Source organism: Celeribacter sp. PS-C1, assembly GCF_019429625.1.
Taxonomy (GTDB): Bacteria; Pseudomonadota; Alphaproteobacteria; order Rhodobacterales; family Rhodobacteraceae; genus Celeribacter.
This window is the reverse complement of sequence record NZ_JAHXRW010000001.1, coordinates 123798-144732: the sequence shown is the minus strand read 5'-3', so window position 1 is coordinate 144732 and position 20935 is coordinate 123798. Positions and strand designations below refer to the sequence as shown.

Sequence of the window (20935 nt, the reverse complement as noted above, 5' to 3'; positions counted from 1 at the left end):
GGCGAAAAAATATGCTCTGGTCCCTCGTGAAAATCGTTGTTTTCGTCATTCTTGTTGCAGCGCTTGCCTATGGTGGCACGGTGTTGATGGAAACTGAAGGTGGCGCGCAGATTGCCTTTGGCAGTTATGAAATCACCCTGACCCCGCTCAAGGCGGTTCTGGCCCTGATCGCGCTGATCGTTGCGATCTATGTGGCGCTGAAACTTCTGGGCCTTCTCGTCGCCGTCGCGCGGTTCTTGCTTGGCGATGAAACCGCGATCTCTCGCTATTTCGACCGCAATCGTGAGAAAAAGGGGATCGAGGCGGTTACGGACGGCATGATGGCGCTGGCCTCTGGGGATGGCCGTCTTGCGCTGGCTAAGGCTTCGAAGGCTGAAAAATATCTTCAGAAACCTGAGCTGACGAATCTATTGAAGGCACAGGCCGCGGTGATGAATGGCGATAAACTTACCGCCGAGCGCGCCTTTAAACAGTTGGTGGCCGACGAACGCACCCGGTTTGTTGGCGTTCAAGGCATCATGAAGCAAAAGCTTGAAGAGGGTGATACGGCGACCGCGCTGAAGCTGGCTGAAAAAGCCTTTGCTCTGAAGCCGAAACATGTCGAGACGCAGGACATTCTCCTCAGGCTCCAGGCCGAGAAAGGTGATTGGTCTGCCGCGCGCTCCACGCTGTCGGCCAAGCTGAAACACGGCGCAATTCCGCGTGACGTGCACAAACGCCGCGACGCTGTTCTAGCGCTGTCACAGGCGAAGGGCGTGTTTGAGAAAGGCGCCAGTATCGAGTCCAGAGAAGCGGCGATTGAAGCCAATAAAAAGTCTCCAGATTTGATCCCGGCTGCGGTGATGGCCTCCGATGAATATGTTGCGGAGGGCAAACAACGTCAGGCCACGCGTGTGATCAAGAAGGCTTGGGAAGCTCAGCCCCACCCCGATCTTGCAGCAGCTTTCGCCCGGATCGAACCGAAGGAAACGCCGGAGCAACGCATCAAACGCTTTGCGGCCTTGACCAAGGTGCATCCTGAGAACCCGGAAAGCAAAATGCTCGCCTCCGAGCTTTATATTGCTGCCGAAGATTTCCCGGCGGCACGCAGAGCGCTGGGCGATCTGGCTGAGATCAACCCGACAGCCCGCAGCCTTACGATTCTGGCCGCGATCGAGCGTGGCGAAGGCGCCGAAGATGTCGTGGTGCGTGGCTGGTTGACGCGCGCATTGACCGCGCCGCGTGGTCCGCAGTGGGTTTGTGACAATTGTCAGACCATCCATGCGGAATGGGCGCCAGTCTGCGATCAATGCGGTGGCTTCGACACGCTGAGCTGGCGTAAACCGACTCACTCCGAGGTCGCGATGCCTGCAGGCACGGAAATGCTTCCGATGATCGTCGGCGCGATGCCGGACCCTGCAGTTGAGACCGATGATTCCGATGACGATGACGCGGAAGAATCCGCCCCAATGGTCGATGTGACCCCTGCGGAGGAAAAGGAAACGGAAAAGGGTGCAAATTAGGGCTACACACCTCTGAAAGAGGGTGATAAAGACCCGTTCACGCCGAAAGCGCGTCTTTCGGCAAAGGTGCCGGTGTAGCTCAGCTGGTAGAGCACGTCATTCGTAATGATGGGGTCGTAGGTTCGAGTCCTATCACCGGCACCACTTTTCATGCAAAACCTGTCCGATCAAAGCCTTATGCTCTGACTGTCTCGTCCGTATTTTTGTGATCCCGTGCACGACCAAAGTCATCAAGGATGGCAAGAACCGCCGGGGTGACGAACAGCGACAGGAGCGTTGCTGTACTGAGACCAAAAGCGAGGCTTGCCACAATCGGGCGCAGAAATTGAGCCTGCGTCGAGGTTTCGAACAGCAAAGGTCCGAGCCCGACAATCGTGGTCAGGGACGTCAGGAAAATCGCCCGAAACCGATCACGGACGGCGGCTGTGCCTGCTTCGATCATGGAGGCCCCGTGGCGCCGGCGTTCGAGGATAAACCCATCCAAAAGGATCGAGTTGTTCACCACAACGCCTGCCAAAGTCGCAAGCCCGACAAGGCTCGGCAGCGAGATCGCAAGGCCAAGCGCCCAATGTCCCCACATCACTCCGATCAGGCTGAGCGGCACGGCGATGAGGACCGCAACGGGGCGCAGGAAGCTCGACATATAGAATGCCAAAAGCAAATAGACCCCAATCGCGCCCACCATGACGTTGCGCGCCAATGAGGCGCCGGTCGTGGCCGTGTCTTCCTCTTCGCCCAGAACGATGATTTTGGTGCTTGGACGGGTCGAGGCAAGCTGCGGCAGGTAATCGGCGCGCATCGCGGCCATCAATTCGCGGGCATTGGCGACAGAGGCATTGATCGTGCCCTGAACGGAGACGGCGCGGGTGTCGTTCACATGGGTGATGGTGGAATAACCCCGCCCCTCAGTGACCTCGGCAATCGCTGAGAGGGGCACGCGCGCACCGCTGTTGGAGGGGACGCGCAGAGCAAGGACATCCTCGCGATTACGCCGTTCTGTGGGCGCGAGGCGCGCAACGATATCGACCTGACCGTAGCGGTCGGCAAAGCTGACGGCACTGTCGCCTCGGAACGCGGCACGCAGTTCGGTGGCCAGTGCTTGAGGTGTGACTCCCAACAGATTGGCTTCTGTCGGTTTCATTCGCACGATCAGTTCCGGTTTGCCGGGCTGAAGATCAAAGGTCACGTCCCGCACCCCATCGAACCCGCGGAAAAACCGGCGCAGTTCGCGGGCCGTGAGGGCAAGATCATCTAGATTGTCTCCTTCGACTAAAAGGTCGATGGGCTTTCCGCCTGCGCCGCGCTCCTTATCGGTGATCCGAAAGGCCGCCATGTCGGGCATTCGACCGGAAAGCTGTTTCCAGCGATCCACAACCTCGCCCACTGGTGTTGTCCGCGTCCCGGCGGGCAAAAGGGCCGCGCTGATCGTCGCCATATTCGGCCCACTCGCAGGCGTATCGGCGTTCATGCCGTATGTGATCGTGTAGCTTTGCACCAAGGGCTGTCCGTCCGGCTGCTCCGGTGTCAGTTCCGCGCTCAATTGCTCAAGCGCCTTGGCGACCTTGGCCACACGTGCCTCCGTGCGCGCAAGCGGTGAGCCTTCGGAGAGCAAAAGCCGGGCTTCAACGGTGTCACTTTCGAGCGAGGGAAAGCTTTGATATTTCAAGAACCCACCGGTGAAAAGCGATAGGGACATAAGCACCAGAAAGATCGCGCCACCAAGCGTCAGATAGCGCCACCTGAGGCAAAGCTCCGCAAAAGGCACGACGACGCGATCCCGGAGCCCATCGAATAGCGCATTCACCCGACGCGAGACCGCCCCCGGACGCAGGTCGCGATCCAAGGAATGGCGCATGTGGTTCGGCAGGATCAGGAAGGCTTCGATCAGGCTGACAGTCAGAGTGATCAACAGCACGATGGGAATGTATTTCAAAAGTGCGCCGATATTTCCGCTCAGAAAACTCAGCGGCCCGATCACCATCACGGTCGTCAGGAAAGAGGCGAACACCCCCGGCCCCACTTGTTTCACCCCGTTGATGGCGGCGGTTTTGGCGTCTTCCCCGGCCTGACGGCGCCGTACGATGTTTTCGGCAATGACGATGGCGTCATCCATCAAAAGCCCGGTCGCAACCAAGAGCGCCACCATGGTCATCATGTTGATTGTATAGCCCAATAGCTGCATCGCGAAGATGGCGCCAAGAAAGCTGACGGGTAGCCCCATCGCGACCCAAAACGACATGCGCAGACCGAAGAACAGCCACATGGTGAAGAGCACGAGGAGCAACCCTTGAATCCCATTCACCCCGATGATGCGCAGGCGTTCGGTGATGTTTGAGGTGGAGTCCTGCGAGATGGCGAGGTGAATGCCTGCGGGGGCTTCGGCCTGCGCTGCCTCAATCTGGTGATCCAAAGCGGCGCGGACTTTAAGAGCATCCTGCGCGCTGGTCTTTTGCACGGCGACAATCGCGGCGCGTTGTCCGTTGAAAAAGGTCGCTGTTGAAGGGTCAGCAAATTGTGCGCTGATCTTTGCGACATCACCCAGACGAACCTCGCCCCCGGTGCGCGAACCGGTCAGGGGGATCTGCGCCAACTCATAAGCGGTTCGCTTTTCACCCAGAAATCGGATGGCTGTGTCTTGTGACGGACTCTCAAGCGTGCCGCCCGGCATATCGAGGCTATAGCGCGCTAATTGGGCTGCAACACGGGTCACATCGAGACCAAAGCGCTCAAGTTCGGCAGGGTCAATTTCCACCGCAATTTCGCGGTCCGAAAAGCCCGTCACATCAACCATGGAGATGTTCGGATCTCTTCGCAAACGATCCGCAAACGCCTCCGCATAGGCATAGAGCACGGCGGGGTCATCGGGTCCTGTGATCGCGACGGAGGACACGGAAGCGACACGTTCCACGATTTGTGTCACCGGATCGTCCGCCTTGTCCGGGAAGCTGGAAATGCCGTCGATCGTGTCTTTCACGTCATTGTAAAAGCGCGTCATATCTGCGCCTTCGAGCATCTCGACCGTGATTTGCGCGGCGTTTTCCCGCGCAAGACATGTCAGTTTTGAAAGGTTTTCGACCTTCATCAGCATCGGATCGGCCACGGTACAGATGCCGCTTTCAACCTCGGAGGCGGCCGCCCCCGGATAGGTGATGCGCACGGACACCTCGGAGGGTGGTGTCACCGGGAAGGTATCGCGCTGCAGGTTGGGCAGGGCCAAAAGCCCCAGTCCGGCCAATGCGATCATCAGAATGTTTGCGGCGGTGCGATGGCCTGCGAAAAGCGCGATCATGGTTGCGCCCCCGCACCCTTACCCCCCTGACCGCCGCCGGGCTTCTTCGGCATCGTGGGGACCTGTCCCATGGCCAAAGCCGTGATTTCGGCCTTGCGGGCCTCATCCTCGACGCCTTTCGCGGCCATGCCCGGCACTGCAATCGAAGGGTCGGTGATGACAAGCTGATCACCCTCTTCCAACCCGCTTTCGATCACCGCCAGATCGCCGGAGACAAAGCTGGTGATGACCTGACGCTTTGCCAATTTTTCATCCGCCACCACTAAGGCCGTGCCAGCACTCACCGCTTCGGCAGGCACCACTAGCGCCGTTATTTTCGGGGCGATGAGATCGACCGCCACCACCATATTGCTGCGCAAAGGAGGGCGCACACCTGCCGCACTTTGGGCTTGAGGCATGTCGACGCGCACAACGACAGGGGCGTTCTGAGTGGGGCTGTCGATGGCCTCGCCTATCCTCGCGACCGTGGCTTTCCATGTGACGTTATGATCGGCAAAGGGTAGGCTGACGCGGGCTTTTAGATCGGTGACCTGCGTTTTTGTGAGCCGCAAAAGGGGCCCGATCCGACCCAAAGGAAACTGTGCGGCAATATCGACCGCATCAATGCCTTCGCCGGTCAAAAGAACCTGGCCTTGCGTCACATATTGCCCTGTGTCCGAAGCCACCGAAGTGATCCGCATGTCGTAGGGCGCAGCAATGTCCGTGAATCCCAACTCACGGGACACAGAGGCTTTTTGCGTCAATAGAACTTCCCGTTCTGCTGCGTTCAATTTCAACTGGTTTTCATACTCGACCGCTTTCGTGCGGGCGGTCAACTCCGCCCGACGCGCGGTTTCAAGCGCGGTTTGCGTCGCAACGCCTTGCGTGCGGAGCTGTTCCTGACGCGCGAGTTCACTCTGAGCCAACGCCAAGTCCGCGGTCGCAATTTCGAGGCTGGCCTGTAACGTCTCGGTTTTGACTTCAAAGGCAGCCAGCTGTGCCTCGATACTCGCCAGATCAAGTCGCAGATCGCTGTCGTCGATAGTGAAAAGTTGGGTATTTTTCGAGATGAGATCGCCCGCTGCGAGGTTCGGGGCAATATCCATGATTTCGCCGGAAACGCGCGCAATCGCACGCCATTCCCGTGTCGGTGTTACGGTGCCGTACCCAGTCACGCGCGGGATCAGTTCGATCGGCTCCAAGGTGATCACCCTCACGATTGCGGGCGGCCGATTGGTTTCTTTGGCCTGCGGCAGCTTGCGCAGCTCATCGGCAAAGAGGACGGCAGCGAGACCCAATGTGGTCGGGAGGCCGACCATTAAGATCCGCGCGACAAATGTTCCGACTTTGGCCATGAAATCCCACCCCCATATAGTTTCATATACGTGCATATCATGGTTGTGCCGAAATTCTAGCTCACCTTTTAAATTGAGGCGGATCAGTCTCAGACCAAGTGTTGAAGCACACTCTCACGAGACAAGATTCTCGCCGATATTCATTCAATTTTAGAAGTTAAGTTGGTGTTTATTCCTCCCTGCTATCTCTGATTTCGGGTGAAATATGAGGTGGTGGTATGAGCGGGAAAGGGAACGCTCCGATTATCATCAAGAAAAGGAAAGTCATCGTAGGCGGCGGTCATCATGGCGGCGCCTGGAAGGTGGCCATCGCATAATTTCCTTTGATCTAGGGACGCATTTTGCGTCGCATGAGTTTTGAGACCCGCCCCACGGACGGTTTCAGGATCGTCATTCTGACTGATTACGGATGACCTCTTTCGGCCGACCGTGCCACCCCCTCGGGATGCACTCTGATCATTGGAGCTTAAAGGCTAAAAGTTTCCTAAGCTGGCTTGGAGAGATGCTTTCAATTTGAGGCAAAAGAAGGGCAATTTCTCACGCTTTTCTCTTCATAGTTAATGACTTACGCACCATTGAGGTCGTTGTCCCAGCGGGCCCATAGGTGTTGAATTCGGGCGAAGGTGATTTCAAAGACATCAGCCGCTCACGCGCCATTCTGATCCCTTTGGCCGAAGCCATTAGCAAGCGTTGATTGTTTGCAATGCGCTTTTCCAATGTGTTGAGCGTCGCGGCTGGAACCTGAGTTTTTGCGACCAGAGACATCAGGTTTTCTTTTGGTTTGGCCAATCCCTGCAGCATGATAAAATCGCTCTTGAGAATGGCCTCCTTTTCTTTGTCGAGCAAATCCTTCAGAGCGGAAACTGGGCGAAATGCATCAAGAATAGCCATTGGATTTCTCCTTTAAGGTATTGAAAATTTGTTCGGAAAGGCCGATTCCCCCGGCTTCAACCATTTTTTCGGCTTGGGCTTGAACGAGAAAGGACGAAAATTGATCCTCGCCAGAACCGCCCCCAAAGGTTTCGGGAGTTTGACCGAATCCCGCACTTTTCAGCATTTCCGCGAGAAAGGCCGCTTCAAGCTTGTCAGCCGCCTCCTGCATCTGTTCCTCATACGTGATCTGCGGAGTATTGGCGGTAGTGACTGGACTGATGGATGTCAAAGACATGGGGTCGCTCCAATTCAATGTATTTTTCGACTCCTAACCGCCATTCGGTAAAGAAGCGGTAACCCTCTGCGTGGATATTGGCATCACGGCGAAAGAAATCCCGGATGCAAGAAATGCAATTTTTAAATTTTGATCTTCAGGCGACTGATGTCGCTGGCGCACAACTTCGCACTGTCCCGGAGTCTGTTGAGCGAGTGATCGCGAAAAGCCAGGCAGCCGCGGCACAATCTGCCATGACTGATAGTGCAGTTGCTCATGCTGCAAAGAAAATTGGTATGGTATCGTTTGAAGATGTGTTTTGGCGCGCCGGTACCGAAGGTAGAAGCCAGTCAACGGATGCGCTGAACGCTTCTGACACGGGCGCTGATAAAGCCGAGAACGTCGTGCCGAAAGTGACGACCTTTTTTGAACAAGCCGGGCAGTCCAAGCTGCAAACAGATTTCTCGGCCCAACAGATGCCGGGTCCAAGCGCGGGTATTCAGCTGCTTGAGGGAGTTGAAGCGGAACCAATCTCAATTGTCGAGGTGCGTGAGGCTTCAGAAAGCGAGGATCAGACATCTGATCTCGATGGTGACGCGCCTGATGTCGAGGCGAGCATTTTTGAACAGGCGACCCCAAAGCAAGAGTCTGAGCAGCAGGTTGCTACGGTGGCATCAAATTCCTTCACCGTGCCACAATCTTTTCCAGAGGTCGCCTCGCCCAAATTGTCGGGGGCGACCGGAGACGGAGTTGCGAGATCCAATCCAGGCGATTTTGAGACCGCGATCCAATTCAACGGTGAGGCGCTCCCTGAACAGAAATCGAGCATTGGGGTCAGCTTTGCTTCGGAAGCGGCGAACGCATTGACTTTGCGAGTCGGCGATCCGGGGCCTCGTGGCGAGACGGATGGTGTCGAGGCAATTGGGTCGCGTATTACCAAGCAAGAAAATCGTGGAGAGAAGCGTGATGTCTCCACATTCCTCCCCGTTACCCAAAACGGTAGCACTATGATTGGGCTCGGTCCTTTCGCGTCCGAAGACAATGAAACCGCAAAACAGCTCCCTTTGGCCCCTGTCGGTATGGTGAAAGATGCGGCATCAGATACAGCCTCGGGGGCGAGGGAGGCAGCCCCTAACATTCAGTTCGAGACACAAGATCAAACGATGCGCGTTGAGGCCTTCGGCAAGGAGATGCGCAAACCCGTCATTGGCCAGCCTCCGGACCTTGCGATGCCGGAGAAAGGTGGGATTTCTGAGGCAGCGGACGAGCCCAAAACGACACTCAAAGCGGCAATGACGACGGGCATTTCGCAATTGGCTCCGGATGCGGCTCTTAGTTACGTTTTGAAAAACGGAATCTCTGACAAGCCTGAAGTGCAGGCCGGTGGAGCACCAGTGACGGAGGCAGCCGTTAAGTCAGACTTGGAGAACGAACTGCCCCAAGGTCTGCGCCGCAAGGACGTTTCGAAACCTCTTGGCTCTGAACCTGAATCAGAACTAGCTTCGACCACTGAGCCGCCCGCAGAACAGCACGAGATAGAGCGAGGCCCTGCGGAACAAACGAAGTCCGATAAGGGCTCTGAAGCATCTGATCCGCCCGAGCAAATCACAGTGAAAACGTCAGAGCCAAGCCCGGCTTCAGGGCTTGCGGTGAGAGCATCTGAAGCAATCTTTGCCAATGGCGAGAAACCCGAAGGCTTGGAGGGTTTGGAAGAATTGGCCAGCTTGTCTGGCGCTTCTAAAGACCAGCAGATTGCGCGTGAATTCGCCTCTCCAACAAGCGCGGCAAATCGGGTTGAACTCTCTCATCGGGTTGCGATGCAAATCGCGGATGCGGCGCGTCAACTGCCTGATCGGCCTGTTGAAATTACGTTGAGCCCAGAGGAGCTTGGCAAAGTGCGCCTGTCTTTCCAAATGTCGGAAAGTGGTGCGATGCATGTTGTGATTGCGACGGAGCGCCCTGAAACGCTCGACCTTTTACGCCGCAATATCGACAGCCTTGCCGCAGAATTCCAAGACCTCGGATATGCCGACAGTGGGTTCAGTTTCGAAAGCTTTGATCAGGGCGCACAGAATGAAGACACCTCGTCCGAGTCCCCCGGCTTCAGGGGGGGTGATGCGACAAATCTCTCCGAGGATAACACTCATATCGCCGCTGCCCCGGTTCGTCTCACTTTGAGCGCCAGCTCTGGCATGGATATTCGGCTTTAACAGGAGGCTTTGATGACCAACACGATTGCCGTGGCAAGCACCGCAACGACAACGCCTTCGGCGAACACGTCAAGCGCATCCACCAAAGAAAGCTCCGGCTCCAGCACCATGATGAGTGCGGATTTCGAAACATTTTTGACGATGCTGACCGTGCAGATGCAAAATCAGGATCCTCTCAATCCGATTGAGTCGACCGACTATGCTGTGCAATTGGCGACATTCTCAGAGGTCGAACAGGCGGTTTTGACCAATGATCTTTTGGAACAATTGTCCTCTCAGCTCAGTCTAATGGGCTTTTCACAATTGTCAGGCTGGGTTGGCCAAGATGCGCGCAGTGGAGCGGCGGCCTATTTTAATGGCAACGCGCCAGTGAGCCTCTCGGGGGACTTCGCGACGGCTGCCAACTCAGCCGTTTTGATTGTCCGTGACAGGAATGGAAATGTCGTCCAAGAGGTTCCGATCGATCCAAAGCAAAAGACCTTTGAATGGGCGGGGTCCGTCAATGGTGCCACTCCAGTTGAGGCGGGGCTCTACAGCTTCGAAATCGAGAACTATTACAATGATGATTATCTTTCTACGACATCGGTCGAGAGCTATTCCAAAATCATCGAGGCGCGCGCGGACAGTGGAGATATCATTCTCGTGCTCGAAGGTGGCAACGAAATCGGCTCCTCCGATGTGACCGCACTGCGTGATGCGGATTAGGGCGTGCACTTGATGATTTTCACCGTCTCGCGTTAGATGTGACGATCTTTTACGGGGACGCGGAAATTGACAATAGATCCTGATGGCCCGCCGGAGGAGCTACGTTCTTTTGCGTCGAAGACTTACGGTGCGGATCAGACATGGAGCGCCTTGTCCGGCGGCCGAAGCAATCGGTCTTGGCGGCTTCTATCTGGTGGAGAGTCCTGGGTCTTCAAACTGTTTGATCCCGAACGCGCGAACCATCTGTTTCCCAATGACCCAACCGCTGAAATCATAGCGCTCAAGGCTTTAGGCGGCACGGGTCTTGCCCCTGATTTTGAAAACTCTTTCGTCGCAGATGCAGGTGTGTGCCTCATCTATCGCTACGTTGTGGGGCGCCCCACGCCTCAAACAGATGCGGGGACGATTCGACTGCTTGCAAACCTGCATGGGGTCGCGGCCCCAAAGCTGAGACACCTAGAGATCAACCCGAAAGCTCTTTTGCGTGATGGTCAAAAGTTCTTGGAGAGGATTGCGACTGACCGCGCCAAGAGGTTGAGTAAATGCGCGCCGGGACTAAAGGATGTTCCCTCCGGGCCAAATGTTTTCCTGCACGGCGATCCTGTACCCGCCAATGTGTTGGCTGATGGAGACACCCGCTGCATGATAGATTGGCAATGTCCCGCGACGGGGGACGCCACCGCCGATCTCGCCATAGCGCTCTCCCCGGCGATGCATGTCGTTTACGGCGCAGGGGCTCTCACGTCATCGCAAGAAAGGGAGGCCCTGCTGGCTTATCCCGATGCGGACGTTATCGAGCGTTATCTCGCGCTCAAACCTTTCTACCATTGGCGTATGGCGGCCTACTGCGCCTGGAAAGCGGCACACGGCGAAGCGGTTTATGAGAACGCGTTCGAGGCGGAGCTTAGCCGAATATAAGTATCGCTGCGGCGCCTAGCCCCGCGGAGACGGCGCCCCCCAGAAGAAGCCAGAGCACCTGCCAGCGATTGCTCTGCTTGGCGGGTTTTTCCGATTCTTTGTTTTGAGAGATCAACAGCGCCTCTGCCAGTTGTGGCAAGCGCGGCCCAAACCGCGACAGCACCCGCGCCGTGTTCAACAAATCGCGTGTCAGGGCGCGGGGGCCGATGTTGGCCTTGATATACTCCTCGACCACCGGTTTTGAGACTTCCCAAATGTTGATATGCGGATCGAGTGATCGCGAGACGCCCTCGACCACCACCATCGTGCGCTGCAACAGGATCAATTCCGTGCGGGTCTGCATCCCGAAGCGTTCAGTCACTTCAAACAGATAAGACAAAAGCCGCGCCATGGAGATGCGAGTGGCATCCATGCCAAAGATTGGATCGCCTACGGCACGCAGCGCACGGGCGAACTCATCCACGTCCTGGTCGGCCGGAACATAGCCGGCTTCGAAGTGAACCTCCGCCACGCGTTTGTAGTCTTGTTTGATAAATCCGTACAAAATCTCTGCGTAAACACGTCGTGTATACTCATCGAGCATCCCCATGATGCCGAAATCCAAGGCGATAATTTCGCCGTTGGGCGCGATCTTGAGGTTGCCCTGATGCATGTCGGCGTGGAAAAAACCATCGCGCAACGCGTGGGTCAGGAACATTTGCAATACGCGCGGCCCGAGGACGGACAGATCGTGCCCGGCTGCGGTGATGTCATCGACATTGGAGGCGGTGATACCGTCCACCCATTCGAGCGTCATTACTCGTTTGGACGACAGGCCCCATTCGACGGCAGGCACTGAGAAGCCTTCGTCATCCGCCGTGTTGGCGGCATATTGCGAGGCGGAGGCGCTCTCCAAGCGCAGGTCCAGCTCGCCATGCACCACGCCTTCGAAATGCGCGATGACTTCGGTCGGGCGCAGCCGTCGCGAAGCGGGGGAGAGCTTCTCGATCAGCGAGGCGATCAGGTAGAAGGCGTCCACATCGGTGCGAAAGGCGCGCTCGATGCCGGGACGCAGGACTTTGACCGCGACAGCTTGGCCGGTGTCGGCGCGCACGGCCTTGTGCACCTGCGCGATAGAGGCGGCGGCGACGGGTTCGGAAAACTCCGAGAACAGCTCGGAAATCGGCGCTTCCAACTCGGTTTCGACGGTCTTGATCGCAGCCTCTCGTGGAAACGGTGGCATGCGGTCCTGAAGCACTTGCAACTGCTTGGCGAGATCGGCGCCCACCACATCCGGTCGGGTCGACAAAATCTGCCCGAATTTGATGTAAGCTGGCCCCAAGGCTGTCAGGGCGCGTGTTAAAGGCGGTTGCTCGGGGTCGCCCTTATAGCCCAACCATTGAAACGGCCAGACCACGGTGCGCGCCAAAATGCGAAAGGCTTTGGGCGCATCGAGCGCATCCATCGCCTGCGTCATGGCACCTGTACGCTCCATGGTCGCGCCAGTGCGGATCAGCCGCCAAATGTTGTGAGGTCCGCGCATCAGAGTTTCCACCCAGAGTGCAAGGCCGCGATACCCATCGTCAAATTACGATACTTAACGTTCGAAAATCCGGCGGTTTTGATCATCTGCGCAAATGTATCCTGATCCGGGAACTTTCGGATGCTCTCCACCAGATACTGATAGCTGTCATAATCGCCCGCAATCGCCTGACCCATGCGCGGGATGACGTTGAAGGAATAGAGATCGTAGGCCTTTTGCATCATCGGGTTCGGGAGCTGTGAAAATTCCAGAACCATCAACCTCCCGCCGGGCTTCAACACGCGGTAGGCTTCGGAGAGCGCATCGGGGATGCGGGTCACGTTCCGGATGCCGAAGGAGATCGTGTAAACGTCGAACTGGTTGTCCTCGAACGGCAGCTTCATCGCATCGCCGGTCACCCATTGCAGGCTTTCGGCCATCTGTTCGGCCTCGGCGCGTTTGCGCCCCTCGACCAGCATCGACTCAGTCATGTCCAAAACGACGGAGGTCGCCCCCGGCGCCCGTTTCAGGAAGCGAAATGAAATATCGCCCGTGCCACCCGCCACATCGAGCAAGTGCTGATTGGGGCGCGGCGCCAGCCAATCCATCATCGCGTCTTTCCAGACCCGGTGAATGCCCATCGACATCACATCGTTCATGATGTCGTATTTCGACGCGACGGAGGTAAACACCCCATGCACCATCCCGGCTTTCTGATCCTCGGCCACATCTTTGAAACCGAAATGGGTGGTTTTGCCGTTCTCGCTCATCGCTCTTGAACCTTTCTCGAAACTTACCCTTCTTATAGGGCTCACATCGGGCGTGACAATCGCATGTCGCAAAGCGAAGGGGCCAAAATGCCGGAATTGCCAGAGGTCGAGACGGTTCGTCGCGGGTTGGAGCCCTCGATGGCGGGGGTGCGGATCACGCAGGCGGACGTGAATAGGCCAGATCTGCGCTGGCCCTTCCCGGAGCGTATGGCGGAACGGCTCACGGGTGCGCGGGTTGAGCGGCTTCGACGGCGCTCGAAATATATCCTTGCCGATTTGGATACGGCGGAAACCTTGCTCATTCACCTCGGCATGTCCGGGCGGATGACGGTATCTGGCGATCCCTTGGGGCAGTTCGTGCATGATCACCCGGCGTTGGAAAAGCATGACCATGTGGTGTTTCACATGGAAAACGGCGCGCGGGTGACGTTCAACGATCCGCGGCGGTTCGGGGCGATGGATATGATGGCGACCGGGGAGGAGGCTGCGCATCCTTTGCTGGCCAAACTCGGGCCGGAACCTCTGGGCAATGCCTTCAGCGAGGATCACTTGATCGCCAAGCTGAAAGGCAAAAACACCCCGATCAAATCGGCGCTTCTGGATCAGCATGTGGTCGCGGGGCTGGGCAATATTTACGTCTGCGAAGTGCTGTTCCGCGCGGGCATCCACCCGGCGCGCAAAGTGTCGCGGATTTCCGACGCGCGGATTGCCACACTCGTGCCGATCATCCGGGAGGTGCTTCTGGAGGCCATCGAAGCCGGGGGATCGTCGCTCAAGGATTTTCGCCAGGCCGACGGCGAGCTTGGCTATTTCCAACATAATTTTCGGGTCTACGGCCGCGAGGGTCAACCCTGTGTGGCGCCGGATTGTGCATCTGTTGTCAAAAGGATCACGCAATCCGGCCGTTCCAGCTTCTTTTGTCCAAGCTGTCAAAGATGACTTGATCCGAGGGGTGTAGCTGTTAGGACTGCCAGACACGACCAGAACCGGAGGGCGCAATGGCCTACAAAACGCTTCTTATCGAGATCAAGGACAGTGTCGAACTGATCCGGCTGAACCGACCGGAGGCGCTCAATGCGCTCAATTCCGAATTGCTGTCGGAGCTGGCCGATGCTTTGGGTAAGGCCGATCTCGACCCGAAAGTGCGCGCCATCGTCATCACTGGCTCGGAAAAGGCCTTTGCCGCCGGGGCTGACATCAAGGAGATGTCGGAGAAATGCTACGCAGATATGGCCAACGAACGGCTCTTCGCCGATGACGCCGACCGCATCAACGCGACGCGCAAACCGGTGATCGCGGCGGTGGCGGGCTATGCGCTGGGCGGGGGATGCGAATTGGCGATGATGTGCGATTTCATCATTGCCGCCGACAACGCCAAATTCGGCCAGCCAGAGATCAACCTTGGCATCATTCCGGGCATCGGCGGCACACAGCGCCTGACGCGGTTTGTCGGCAAATCGAAAGCCATGGAGATGATCCTGACCGGACGGTTCATGGAGGCCGAAGAGGCCGAGCGCGCGGGCCTTGTCTCCCGTGTCGTGCCCGCCAAGAAGCTGGTCGAAGAGGCGCTCTCTGTCGCCGACAAGATTGCCGAGAAGAGCGCGATTTCCGTGGCGGCCGCGAAAGAGGCGGTGAAACGGTCTTATGAGCTGACGCTGGCCGAAGGCATCCGGTTCGAGCGCACCAGCTTTCAGGGCTTGTTCGCCACCGAAGACCAGAAAGAGGGCATGGCCGCTTTCGCCGAAAAGCGTGCGCCGCAGTTCCGCGACAAGTGATCTCGGCTCTGATCGGGCGAGAGATCAAAAACAGGCTTTCCTTTTGTACGATTCTCGCCTAAAGGGACGCCTTACATGCGTGTGGAGCCCGCTTAGGCTATGATGATCCTCCCCGAAAGGGTGGCGAGGCCGTTCACGCAATCGAAATTGTAACACGACCTCGAAGAGGAATATCCCATGGCGAATTCGCCCCAGTCCAAAAAACGCGCCCGTCAGGCTGACCGTCGCAACGACGTCAACAAAGCCCGTCGTTCCCGCATCCGCACCTTCCTGCGCAAAGTCGAAGAAGCAATTGCTTCTGGCGATCAGGCCGCAGCGAAAGCCGCTCTGCAAGCCGCTCAGCCCGAGCTGATGCGCGGCGTGACCAAAGGCGTTGTTCACAAGAACACCGCATCGCGCAAAATCTCCCGTCTTGCTGCTCGTGTCAAAGCGATCGGCTAAGTCCAGAGACTTGATAAGAATAGAGAAACGCGCCTCAGGGCGCGTTTTTTTATGTCAAATTTTGCGCAATTTGCGGCAAATTCATGCTGACTCGGGGGCGAATCCCTGCGGGGAATCGCGGCTAGCAAATCCGCATCTATATCGGCAATTCCTCAAATCGCTCCGGGCGGAAGAGGCGGGGCGAATGAGGCAAATTCGCCACGCTAACATGGGCAGTTATTGAAGAATTTGGATTCGGTTTTCGTAAAGACAGAGTCAAGCGCGAAGATAGATTGCGACTCTCCCGACCGGGTTGCTAGCTTGCCTATGCGATTCACGTCGTCTTGGGGGGACATTCAGGAATCGTGTCGCTGAGACATACAGACTTTCAGGGAAGCTCTGCCGCTCCCCTGGATATGTTTTTGCTGCACGATCCTGGGGCTGTTTCTCGGATAGGGGTATCCGGGGGAAAGCTGTCCGGTCCTGATCTCGCCTTTATTTGCGAGGGAAAGGTCTGGTCTGTCCAAAATACCCGTGCCGTCGTCTTGAAAGCCGTGACATCGAAGAGTGAGGTCTTTGATGAGTGATCGGCACTGGGCGAGGTGCGATCTGATAAGGGCCGGTTTCGGCGATCATGCGACTTGTGAGGGCGTCGCGTGGCCGATACCTTTTTTCGTCCCGCCGACCCAAGGCGACAGGAAAAGCACGAGCCGTGATCTGTGCGGGAAACCGCAAAGGTCCGTCGTCAGCGATTTGTTGGCGTGAATAAAAACGATAACGAATATCGATAATGGGTCGAAAAAAGAAAATGAAAAACGATACGTGGGGACGTGTTAAGCAGCAACTTCTCGAAAGCGTGGGCCGCAACAACTACGCAAACTGGATCGAGCCGCTGGAATTGAAAAAAGTCGATAACGGGGTCGCGGTGTTTTCCGTCCCGACGAGCTTTATGGCGAACTGGGTGTCGCGCAATTTTTCGGAAACCATTCTGATTCATCTGAAGGCCGCGAATGCGCCGGCGTCCCGTGTGGAGTTCAAGGTCGAGCCGCACAAGACCCCCGCCGCACCCGCTTCTGAGGCGCCTGCGCCCAAGGCCGAAGCTGCCGCTCCGGCGCCGCAAAAAGCCGTGGAGCCACAGGTTCAGGACACACCCGCAGAGGACCTGCCTGGTGCGCCGCTCGACCCGCGGTTCACCTTTGACAATTTCGTTGTCGGTAAGCCGAACGAATTGGCTCATGCGGCCGCGCGCCGTGTCGCCGAGGGCGGTCCGGTGACCTTTAACCCTCTGTTCCTCTACGGCGGTGTTGGCCTTGGTAAGACCCACCTGATGCACGCCATCGCCCATGAAATCCGCGATCGCGACCCGTCCCTGCGCGTGCTCTATCTCTCTGCCGAGCAATTTATGTATCGCTTCGTCCAGGCGCTGCGGGATCGTCAGATGATCGATTTCAAACAGATTTTCCGCTCTGTCGATGTGCTCATGGTCGATGACGTGCAATTCATCGCGGGTAAGGATTCGACCCAAGAAGAGTTCTTCCACACCTTCAACGCGCTGGTGGACCAGAACAAACAGATCATCATTTCCGCCGACCGTGCGCCGGGGGAAATTCAGGGGCTTGAGGACCGGATCAAATCGCGTCTGCAATGCGGTTTGGTCGTAGACCTGCACCCGACCGACTACGAATTGCGTCTCGGCGTGCTGCAAACCAAGGCTGAAAGCTACCGCGCGCAATACCCGGAGCTTAAATTCGCAGATGGTGTGCTGGAATTCCTTGCGCATCGCATTTCGACCAACGTCCGTGTGCTCGAAGGCGCGCTGATGCGTCTGTTTGCCTTTGCTTCGCTCGTTGGTCGCGAGATCGACCTCGATCTGACTCAGGAATGTCTCGCCGATATTCTTAAAGCTTCCGAGCGTAAGGTGACCGTCGAAGAGATCCAGCGTAAAGTCTCCGAGCATTACGCCATCCGCCTTTCGGATATGATCGGCCCGAAGCGCGTGCGCTCCATTGCGCGCCCGCGTCAGGTCGCGATGTATCTCGCGAAACACATGACTACGCGGTCCTTGCCGGAAATCGGTCGCCGTTTCGGTGGTCGCGATCACACTACGGTCATGCATGGCGTGAAACGGATCGAAGAGCTCAAAGGCACCGACAGTCAGATCGCCGACGATCTGGAAATGCTGCGCCGCACGCTTGAGGCCTGATCCGGCCCTTAAATTGAGTCCAATACGCTGCACCGCCAAGACAATCGTTCTCGGCGGTGTCTGCGTCTCTTGACGATCCGGATCGTTCACCACACAGTCACAACCAAACAAACTATTGCGCCCGGCGATGGATCGTTTACCTTCAACGCCCCGGCTCATGAGACATACGAGGGTGGTATGAAAATCAGCATCGAACGCGGCACGCTTTTGAAAGCCGTCGGTCAGGCGCAATCTGTTGTCGAGCGCCGGAACACCATTCCGATCCTGGCCAACGTTCTGATCGAGGCCGAGGGCGACACCGTTTCCTTCCGCGCGACCGATCTGGACATCGAAGTGGTGGACAAATGTGCCGCCATGGTTGAACGCGCGGGCGCCACCACGGTCTCCGCCGTGACGCTCCACGAGATTGTCCGCAAACTGCCGGACGGCGCGATGGTTCAGCTCACCGACGATGGCGCCAATGGCCGCCTGACCGTCGAAGCGGGCCGGTCGAACTTTTCATTGGCAACTTTGCCGAAAGAAGACTTCCCGGTCATGGCCTCCGCCGAATACGACAGCAATTTTGCCGTCGCGGCGCCGGTCCTGCGCCGGCTGTTCGACAAATCGAAATTCGCGATCTCGACCGAAGAAACGCGGTATTACCTGAACGGCGTCTATATGCATATCGCCGACAGCGAAAATGGCCGTGCGCTTCGCTGTGTGGCGACCGATGGTCACCGTCTAGCGCGCATTGATGCTGATCTGCCGCCTGAGGCCTCCGAGATGCCGGGTGTGATCGTGCCGCGCAAAACCGTGGGCGAATTGCGCAAACTGCTCGACGATGATGACATGATGATCGCGGTCTCCGTGTCCGAGGCGAAAATTCGCTTTGCAACGCCGGAGATCACTCTGACGTCGAAAGTCATCGACGGCACCTTCCCCGATTACACCCGCGTGATCCCGGTCGGAAACACCCGCAAGCTCGAAGTTGATGCTGCCGAGTTTGCCAAGGCCGTGGACCGTGTGGCCACCGTGTCCTCCGAACGCTCGCGTGCCGTCAAACTGACGCTGGACGAAGACAAGCTGACGCTTTCTGTGAATGCCCCCGACAGTGGGGCCGCTGAGGAAGAGCTGGCTGTCGCCTATAACGACGAGCGTCTGGAAATCGGCTTTAATGCCAAATACTTGCTTGAGATTGCCTCGCAGGTCGATCGCGAGAATGCGGTGTTCCTGTTCAACTCCTCGGGTGATCCGACCCTGATGCGCGAAGGCAATGACACCTCCGCCGTCTATGTCGTCATGCCAATGCGGGTGTGAGTATTTCTGCCAAGAAGAAGACCAGAGGGAAGAGATGGGCGGCCTGTTCATAGAAGAGCTGAGCCTGTCGCATTTTCGCTCTCACAGGGCCGCGCGTCTCGAGTTGGACGGGCGGCCTGTCGCCATTTGGGGGCCGAATGGCGCGGGGAAAACCAATATTCTCGAAGCGGTGTCGCTCTTGTCCCCGGGGCGCGGGCTAAGGCGGGCCAGTCCCTACGAGATTGCGCGCAAGCCTGAGGCTTTGGGCTGGAAAATCCGCGCTGATCTGCACTCGCTGCATCAATTTCATGAGCTGGAAACCTGGGCGGAAAGCGGTACGTCGCGCTCTGTGAAAATCGACGGCAAGGCGGCGGCACAGGTGGCGTTGGGCCGTGTAGCGCGTGTGGTCTGGCTGATCCCCGCGATGGACAGGCTTTGGATCGAAGCGCCCGAAGGGCGGCGGCGGTTTCTGGACCGTATGGTGATGAGTTTCGAGCCGCGTCATGCGGAGGTGGTTCTGGCCTATGAGAAGGCCATGCGAGAGCGCAATCGTCTGCTCAAAGACATGGTGCGCGATGCGCATTGGTACGCAGCACTTGAGGCGCAAATGGCCGAGCATGGCGCAGCGATCATGAAGAACCGGCTGACGGCGCTTGAGCGCATCGCGCAGGCGCAGGAGGGGGCGGAGACCGCTTTTCCCTCCGCGGCGCTTGCGTTGAAATCGTCTGACGGTATGGATTTGCCGGAAACTCAGAGTGATCTTTTGGCGGCTTTCCAAGATGGGCGACCGCGCGATCTGGCGGCGGGCCGCACCCTGGTCGGTCCGCATCGTGCTGACATTGAGGGCGTCTACAGCGCCAAAGACGTGCTTGCGGATCAATGTTCGACGGGGGAACAAAAGGCGCTTTTGATCTCGCTTATTCTCGCCAATGGACGTGCGCTGGCAGAGGATTTTGGCGCCGCGCCGATCTTTTTGCTCGATGAGGTGGCCGCGCATCTTGACGCGGATCGTCGCGCGGCGCTTTACGATGAGATTTGCGCCTTAGGCGCGCAGGCTTTTATGACCGGCACGGGGCCGGAATTATTCGCAGAGCTCGGGTCTCGCGCCGCCGCCTATGAGGTGTCGGACGAGGGCGGAAGCTCCAATGTGAAAGAACGGATATGACAATCACTCCCGGCGATCTCGGGCTGTATGCCTTCGCGCTTTTGATCCTGTTTTTGACGCCCGGTCCGGTGTGGCTGGCGATGTTGGCGCGCGCGCTTTCGGGCGGGTTCAATGCGGCTTGGCCCTTGGCCTTGGGCGTTGTTATCGGGGACGTGCTCTGGTCGCTTTTGGCGATCTTGGGTGTGTCGTGGATCGTCTCGGAATTCGACGGGTTCCTGACCGTCCTGCGCTGGGTTGCTGTGGTGATGTTTCTGGTGATGGGGGCCTTGCTGATCCGCAATGCCGACAAGCAAATCGCAGCCGACAGTCGCCTAACGCGCCCCGGCATGTGGGCCGGATTTGTTGCCGGACTGGTGGTGATCCTCGGCAATCCTAAGGCAATCCTGTTCTACATGGGTTTTCTGCCCGGCTTTTTTGACCTCTCCAGCCTCACCGTCTCCGACATAGTTGCGATCTGTGCGATTTCCGCGGTGATCCCGCTGGTCGGCAACCTCATTTTGGGGGCTTCCGTCGGTGCGGTGCGCAAAATCATGACCTCGCCACAGGCCCTGCGGCGGATGAATATCTCTGCTGGCTCCCTCCTAATTTTTGTGGCGCTCATCCTGCCCTTCGTGTGATCCGAATCCGAGCGACGTGACCCGGCGTTTTCCCACTCTTTTTCCGTGTCATTCGCGTGACATCCCCGGCGTGCTCGCGTATAAAATAGGCAAGCAAGAATAGG

17 protein-coding genes, 1 tRNA gene and 1 pseudogene are annotated in these 20935 nt (G+C 57.5%); 13 read left to right on the top strand and 6 right to left on the bottom strand.

Annotation, left to right across the window (positions count from 1 at the left end; all coding sequences use genetic code 11):
- The first annotated feature begins 11 nt into the window (after window positions 1–11).
- The gene (locus J5Y17_RS00700; RefSeq protein ID WP_219783289.1) at window positions 12–1502 is read left to right on the top strand and encodes a heme biosynthesis protein HemY; all 1491 of its coding nucleotides are present in this window, start codon (window positions 12–14) and stop codon (window positions 1500–1502) included.
- A 68-nt stretch (window positions 1503–1570) separates the two neighbouring features.
- A tRNA-Thr gene (locus J5Y17_RS00695) sits at window positions 1571–1646 on the top strand.
- A 31-nt stretch (window positions 1647–1677) separates the two neighbouring features.
- On the opposite strand, the gene J5Y17_RS00690 is transcribed toward J5Y17_RS00695, so the two are convergent.
- A complete protein-coding gene (locus J5Y17_RS00690; protein WP_219783288.1) occupies window positions 1678–4791 on the bottom strand; it encodes an efflux RND transporter permease subunit in 3114 nt (1037 codons plus the stop codon).
- A complete protein-coding gene (locus J5Y17_RS00685) occupies window positions 4788–6125 on the bottom strand; it encodes an efflux RND transporter periplasmic adaptor subunit (protein WP_219783287.1) in 1338 nt (445 codons plus the stop codon). Before J5Y17_RS00685 ends, J5Y17_RS00690 begins: the two co-directional genes overlap by 4 nt.
- Window positions 6126–6343: 218 nt before the next feature.
- Here J5Y17_RS00685 and J5Y17_RS19120 point away from each other — a divergent pair.
- A pseudogene (locus J5Y17_RS19120) lies at window positions 6344–6439 on the top strand (chemotaxis protein MotB); the annotation flags it as partial.
- A 223-nt stretch (window positions 6440–6662) separates the two neighbouring features.
- Here the strand turns inward: J5Y17_RS19120 and J5Y17_RS00680 are convergent.
- A complete protein-coding gene (locus J5Y17_RS00680) occupies window positions 6663–7016 on the bottom strand; it encodes a hypothetical protein (protein ID WP_219783286.1) in 354 nt (117 codons plus the stop codon).
- Window positions 7003–7293 (bottom strand): rod-binding protein, encoded by a 291-nt coding sequence (locus J5Y17_RS00675; protein WP_219783285.1) that lies wholly within the window; start codon window positions 7291–7293, stop codon window positions 7003–7005. The genes J5Y17_RS00680 and J5Y17_RS00675 overlap by 14 nt, the downstream gene beginning before the upstream one ends.
- A 104-nt stretch (window positions 7294–7397) precedes the next feature.
- On the opposite strand from J5Y17_RS00675, the gene J5Y17_RS00670 reads away from it, so the two are divergent.
- From J5Y17_RS00670 to J5Y17_RS00660, 3 genes are all read left to right on the top strand, one after another.
- On the top strand, window positions 7398–9482 hold the full coding sequence (locus J5Y17_RS00670) for a flagellar hook-length control protein FliK (protein WP_219783284.1): 2085 nt from the start codon (window positions 7398–7400) through the stop codon (window positions 9480–9482).
- Window positions 9483–9494: 12 nt separating this feature from the next.
- Window positions 9495–10187 (top strand): flagellar hook capping FlgD N-terminal domain-containing protein, encoded by a 693-nt coding sequence (locus J5Y17_RS00665; RefSeq protein ID WP_219783283.1) that lies wholly within the window; start codon window positions 9495–9497, stop codon window positions 10185–10187.
- A 66-nt stretch (window positions 10188–10253) separates the two neighbouring features.
- Window positions 10254–11105: an aminoglycoside phosphotransferase family protein gene (locus J5Y17_RS00660; protein ID WP_219783282.1), complete on the top strand. Its 852-nt coding sequence runs from the start codon at window positions 10254–10256 to the stop codon at window positions 11103–11105.
- On the opposite strand, the gene ubiB is transcribed toward J5Y17_RS00660, so the two are convergent.
- Complete coding sequence (gene ubiB / locus J5Y17_RS00655) at window positions 11092–12627, bottom strand: 2-polyprenylphenol 6-hydroxylase (protein WP_219783281.1); 1536 nt, start codon at window positions 12625–12627, stop codon at window positions 11092–11094. The genes J5Y17_RS00660 and ubiB overlap by 14 nt on opposite strands.
- Window positions 12627–13376, bottom strand: coding sequence for a bifunctional demethylmenaquinone methyltransferase/2-methoxy-6-polyprenyl-1,4-benzoquinol methylase UbiE (gene ubiE, locus J5Y17_RS00650; protein ID WP_219783280.1), 750 nt, complete (start codon window positions 13374–13376; stop codon window positions 12627–12629). Before ubiE ends, ubiB begins: the two co-directional genes overlap by 1 nt.
- An 87-nt stretch (window positions 13377–13463) precedes the next feature.
- On the opposite strand from ubiE, the gene mutM reads away from it, so the two are divergent.
- The 7 genes from mutM (at window position 13464) to J5Y17_RS00615 (ending at window position 20831) form a co-directional block, all read left to right on the top strand.
- Complete coding sequence (gene mutM / locus J5Y17_RS00645) at window positions 13464–14315, top strand: bifunctional DNA-formamidopyrimidine glycosylase/DNA-(apurinic or apyrimidinic site) lyase (protein ID WP_219783625.1); 852 nt, start codon at window positions 13464–13466, stop codon at window positions 14313–14315.
- Between the two features lie 59 nt (window positions 14316–14374).
- Window positions 14375–15151, top strand: a complete 777-nt coding sequence (locus tag J5Y17_RS00640) for an enoyl-CoA hydratase (RefSeq protein ID WP_219783279.1) — start codon at window positions 14375–14377, stop codon at window positions 15149–15151.
- Window positions 15152–15328: 177 nt separating this feature from the next.
- A complete protein-coding gene (gene rpsT / locus J5Y17_RS00635; protein ID WP_219783278.1) occupies window positions 15329–15592 on the top strand; it encodes a 30S ribosomal protein S20 in 264 nt (87 codons plus the stop codon).
- 787 nt (window positions 15593–16379) lie between these two features.
- Entirely contained in the window at window positions 16380–17774 is a 1395-nt protein-coding gene (dnaA, locus tag J5Y17_RS00630) for a chromosomal replication initiator protein DnaA (protein WP_219783277.1), read from the top strand.
- 177 nt (window positions 17775–17951) lie between these two features.
- Window positions 17952–19070 (top strand): DNA polymerase III subunit beta, encoded by a 1119-nt coding sequence (gene dnaN / locus J5Y17_RS00625; protein WP_219783276.1) that lies wholly within the window; start codon window positions 17952–17954, stop codon window positions 19068–19070.
- A gap of 34 nt (window positions 19071–19104) precedes the next feature.
- The gene (recF, locus tag J5Y17_RS00620) at window positions 19105–20214 is read left to right on the top strand and encodes a DNA replication/repair protein RecF (RefSeq protein WP_219783275.1); all 1110 of its coding nucleotides are present in this window, start codon (window positions 19105–19107) and stop codon (window positions 20212–20214) included.
- Complete coding sequence (locus J5Y17_RS00615) at window positions 20211–20831, top strand: LysE family translocator (protein ID WP_219783274.1); 621 nt, start codon at window positions 20211–20213, stop codon at window positions 20829–20831. The genes recF and J5Y17_RS00615 overlap by 4 nt, the downstream gene beginning before the upstream one ends.
- Window positions 20832–20935: the final 104 nt, after the last annotated feature.

Bases quoted from the DNA above. Each gene is read 5' to 3' on its own strand.
- mutM (WP_219783625.1), top strand. From the start codon at position 13,464: ATGCCGGAATTGCCAGAGGTCGAGACGGTTCGTCGCGGGTTGGAGCCC.
- J5Y17_RS00640 (WP_219783279.1), top strand. From the start codon at position 14,375: ATGGCCTACAAAACGCTTCTTATCGAGATCAAGGACAGTGTCGAACTG.
- recF (WP_219783275.1), top strand. From the start codon at position 19,105: ATGGGCGGCCTGTTCATAGAAGAGCTGAGCCTGTCGCATTTTCGCTCT.
- J5Y17_RS00690 (WP_219783288.1), bottom strand. From the start codon at position 4,791: ATGATCGCGCTTTTCGCAGGCCATCGCACCGCCGCAAACATTCTGATG.
- J5Y17_RS00685 (WP_219783287.1), bottom strand. From the start codon at position 6,125: ATGGCCAAAGTCGGAACATTTGTCGCGCGGATCTTAATGGTCGGCCTC.
- J5Y17_RS00670 (WP_219783284.1), top strand. From the start codon at position 7,398: ATGCAAGAAATGCAATTTTTAAATTTTGATCTTCAGGCGACTGATGTC.
- J5Y17_RS00700 (WP_219783289.1), top strand. From the start codon at position 12: ATGCTCTGGTCCCTCGTGAAAATCGTTGTTTTCGTCATTCTTGTTGCA.
- J5Y17_RS00675 (WP_219783285.1), bottom strand. From the start codon at position 7,293: ATGTCTTTGACATCCATCAGTCCAGTCACTACCGCCAATACTCCGCAG.
- dnaN (WP_219783276.1), top strand. From the start codon at position 17,952: ATGAAAATCAGCATCGAACGCGGCACGCTTTTGAAAGCCGTCGGTCAG.
- ubiB (WP_219783281.1), bottom strand. From the start codon at position 12,627: ATGCGCGGACCTCACAACATTTGGCGGCTGATCCGCACTGGCGCGACC.
- J5Y17_RS00615 (WP_219783274.1), top strand. From the start codon at position 20,211: ATGACAATCACTCCCGGCGATCTCGGGCTGTATGCCTTCGCGCTTTTG.
- J5Y17_RS00680 (WP_219783286.1), bottom strand. From the start codon at position 7,016: ATGGCTATTCTTGATGCATTTCGCCCAGTTTCCGCTCTGAAGGATTTG.
- ubiE (WP_219783280.1), bottom strand. From the start codon at position 13,376: ATGAGCGAGAACGGCAAAACCACCCATTTCGGTTTCAAAGATGTGGCC.
- rpsT (WP_219783278.1), top strand. From the start codon at position 15,329: ATGGCGAATTCGCCCCAGTCCAAAAAACGCGCCCGTCAGGCTGACCGT.
- J5Y17_RS00665 (WP_219783283.1), top strand. From the start codon at position 9,495: ATGACCAACACGATTGCCGTGGCAAGCACCGCAACGACAACGCCTTCG.
- dnaA (WP_219783277.1), top strand. From the start codon at position 16,380: ATGAAAAACGATACGTGGGGACGTGTTAAGCAGCAACTTCTCGAAAGC.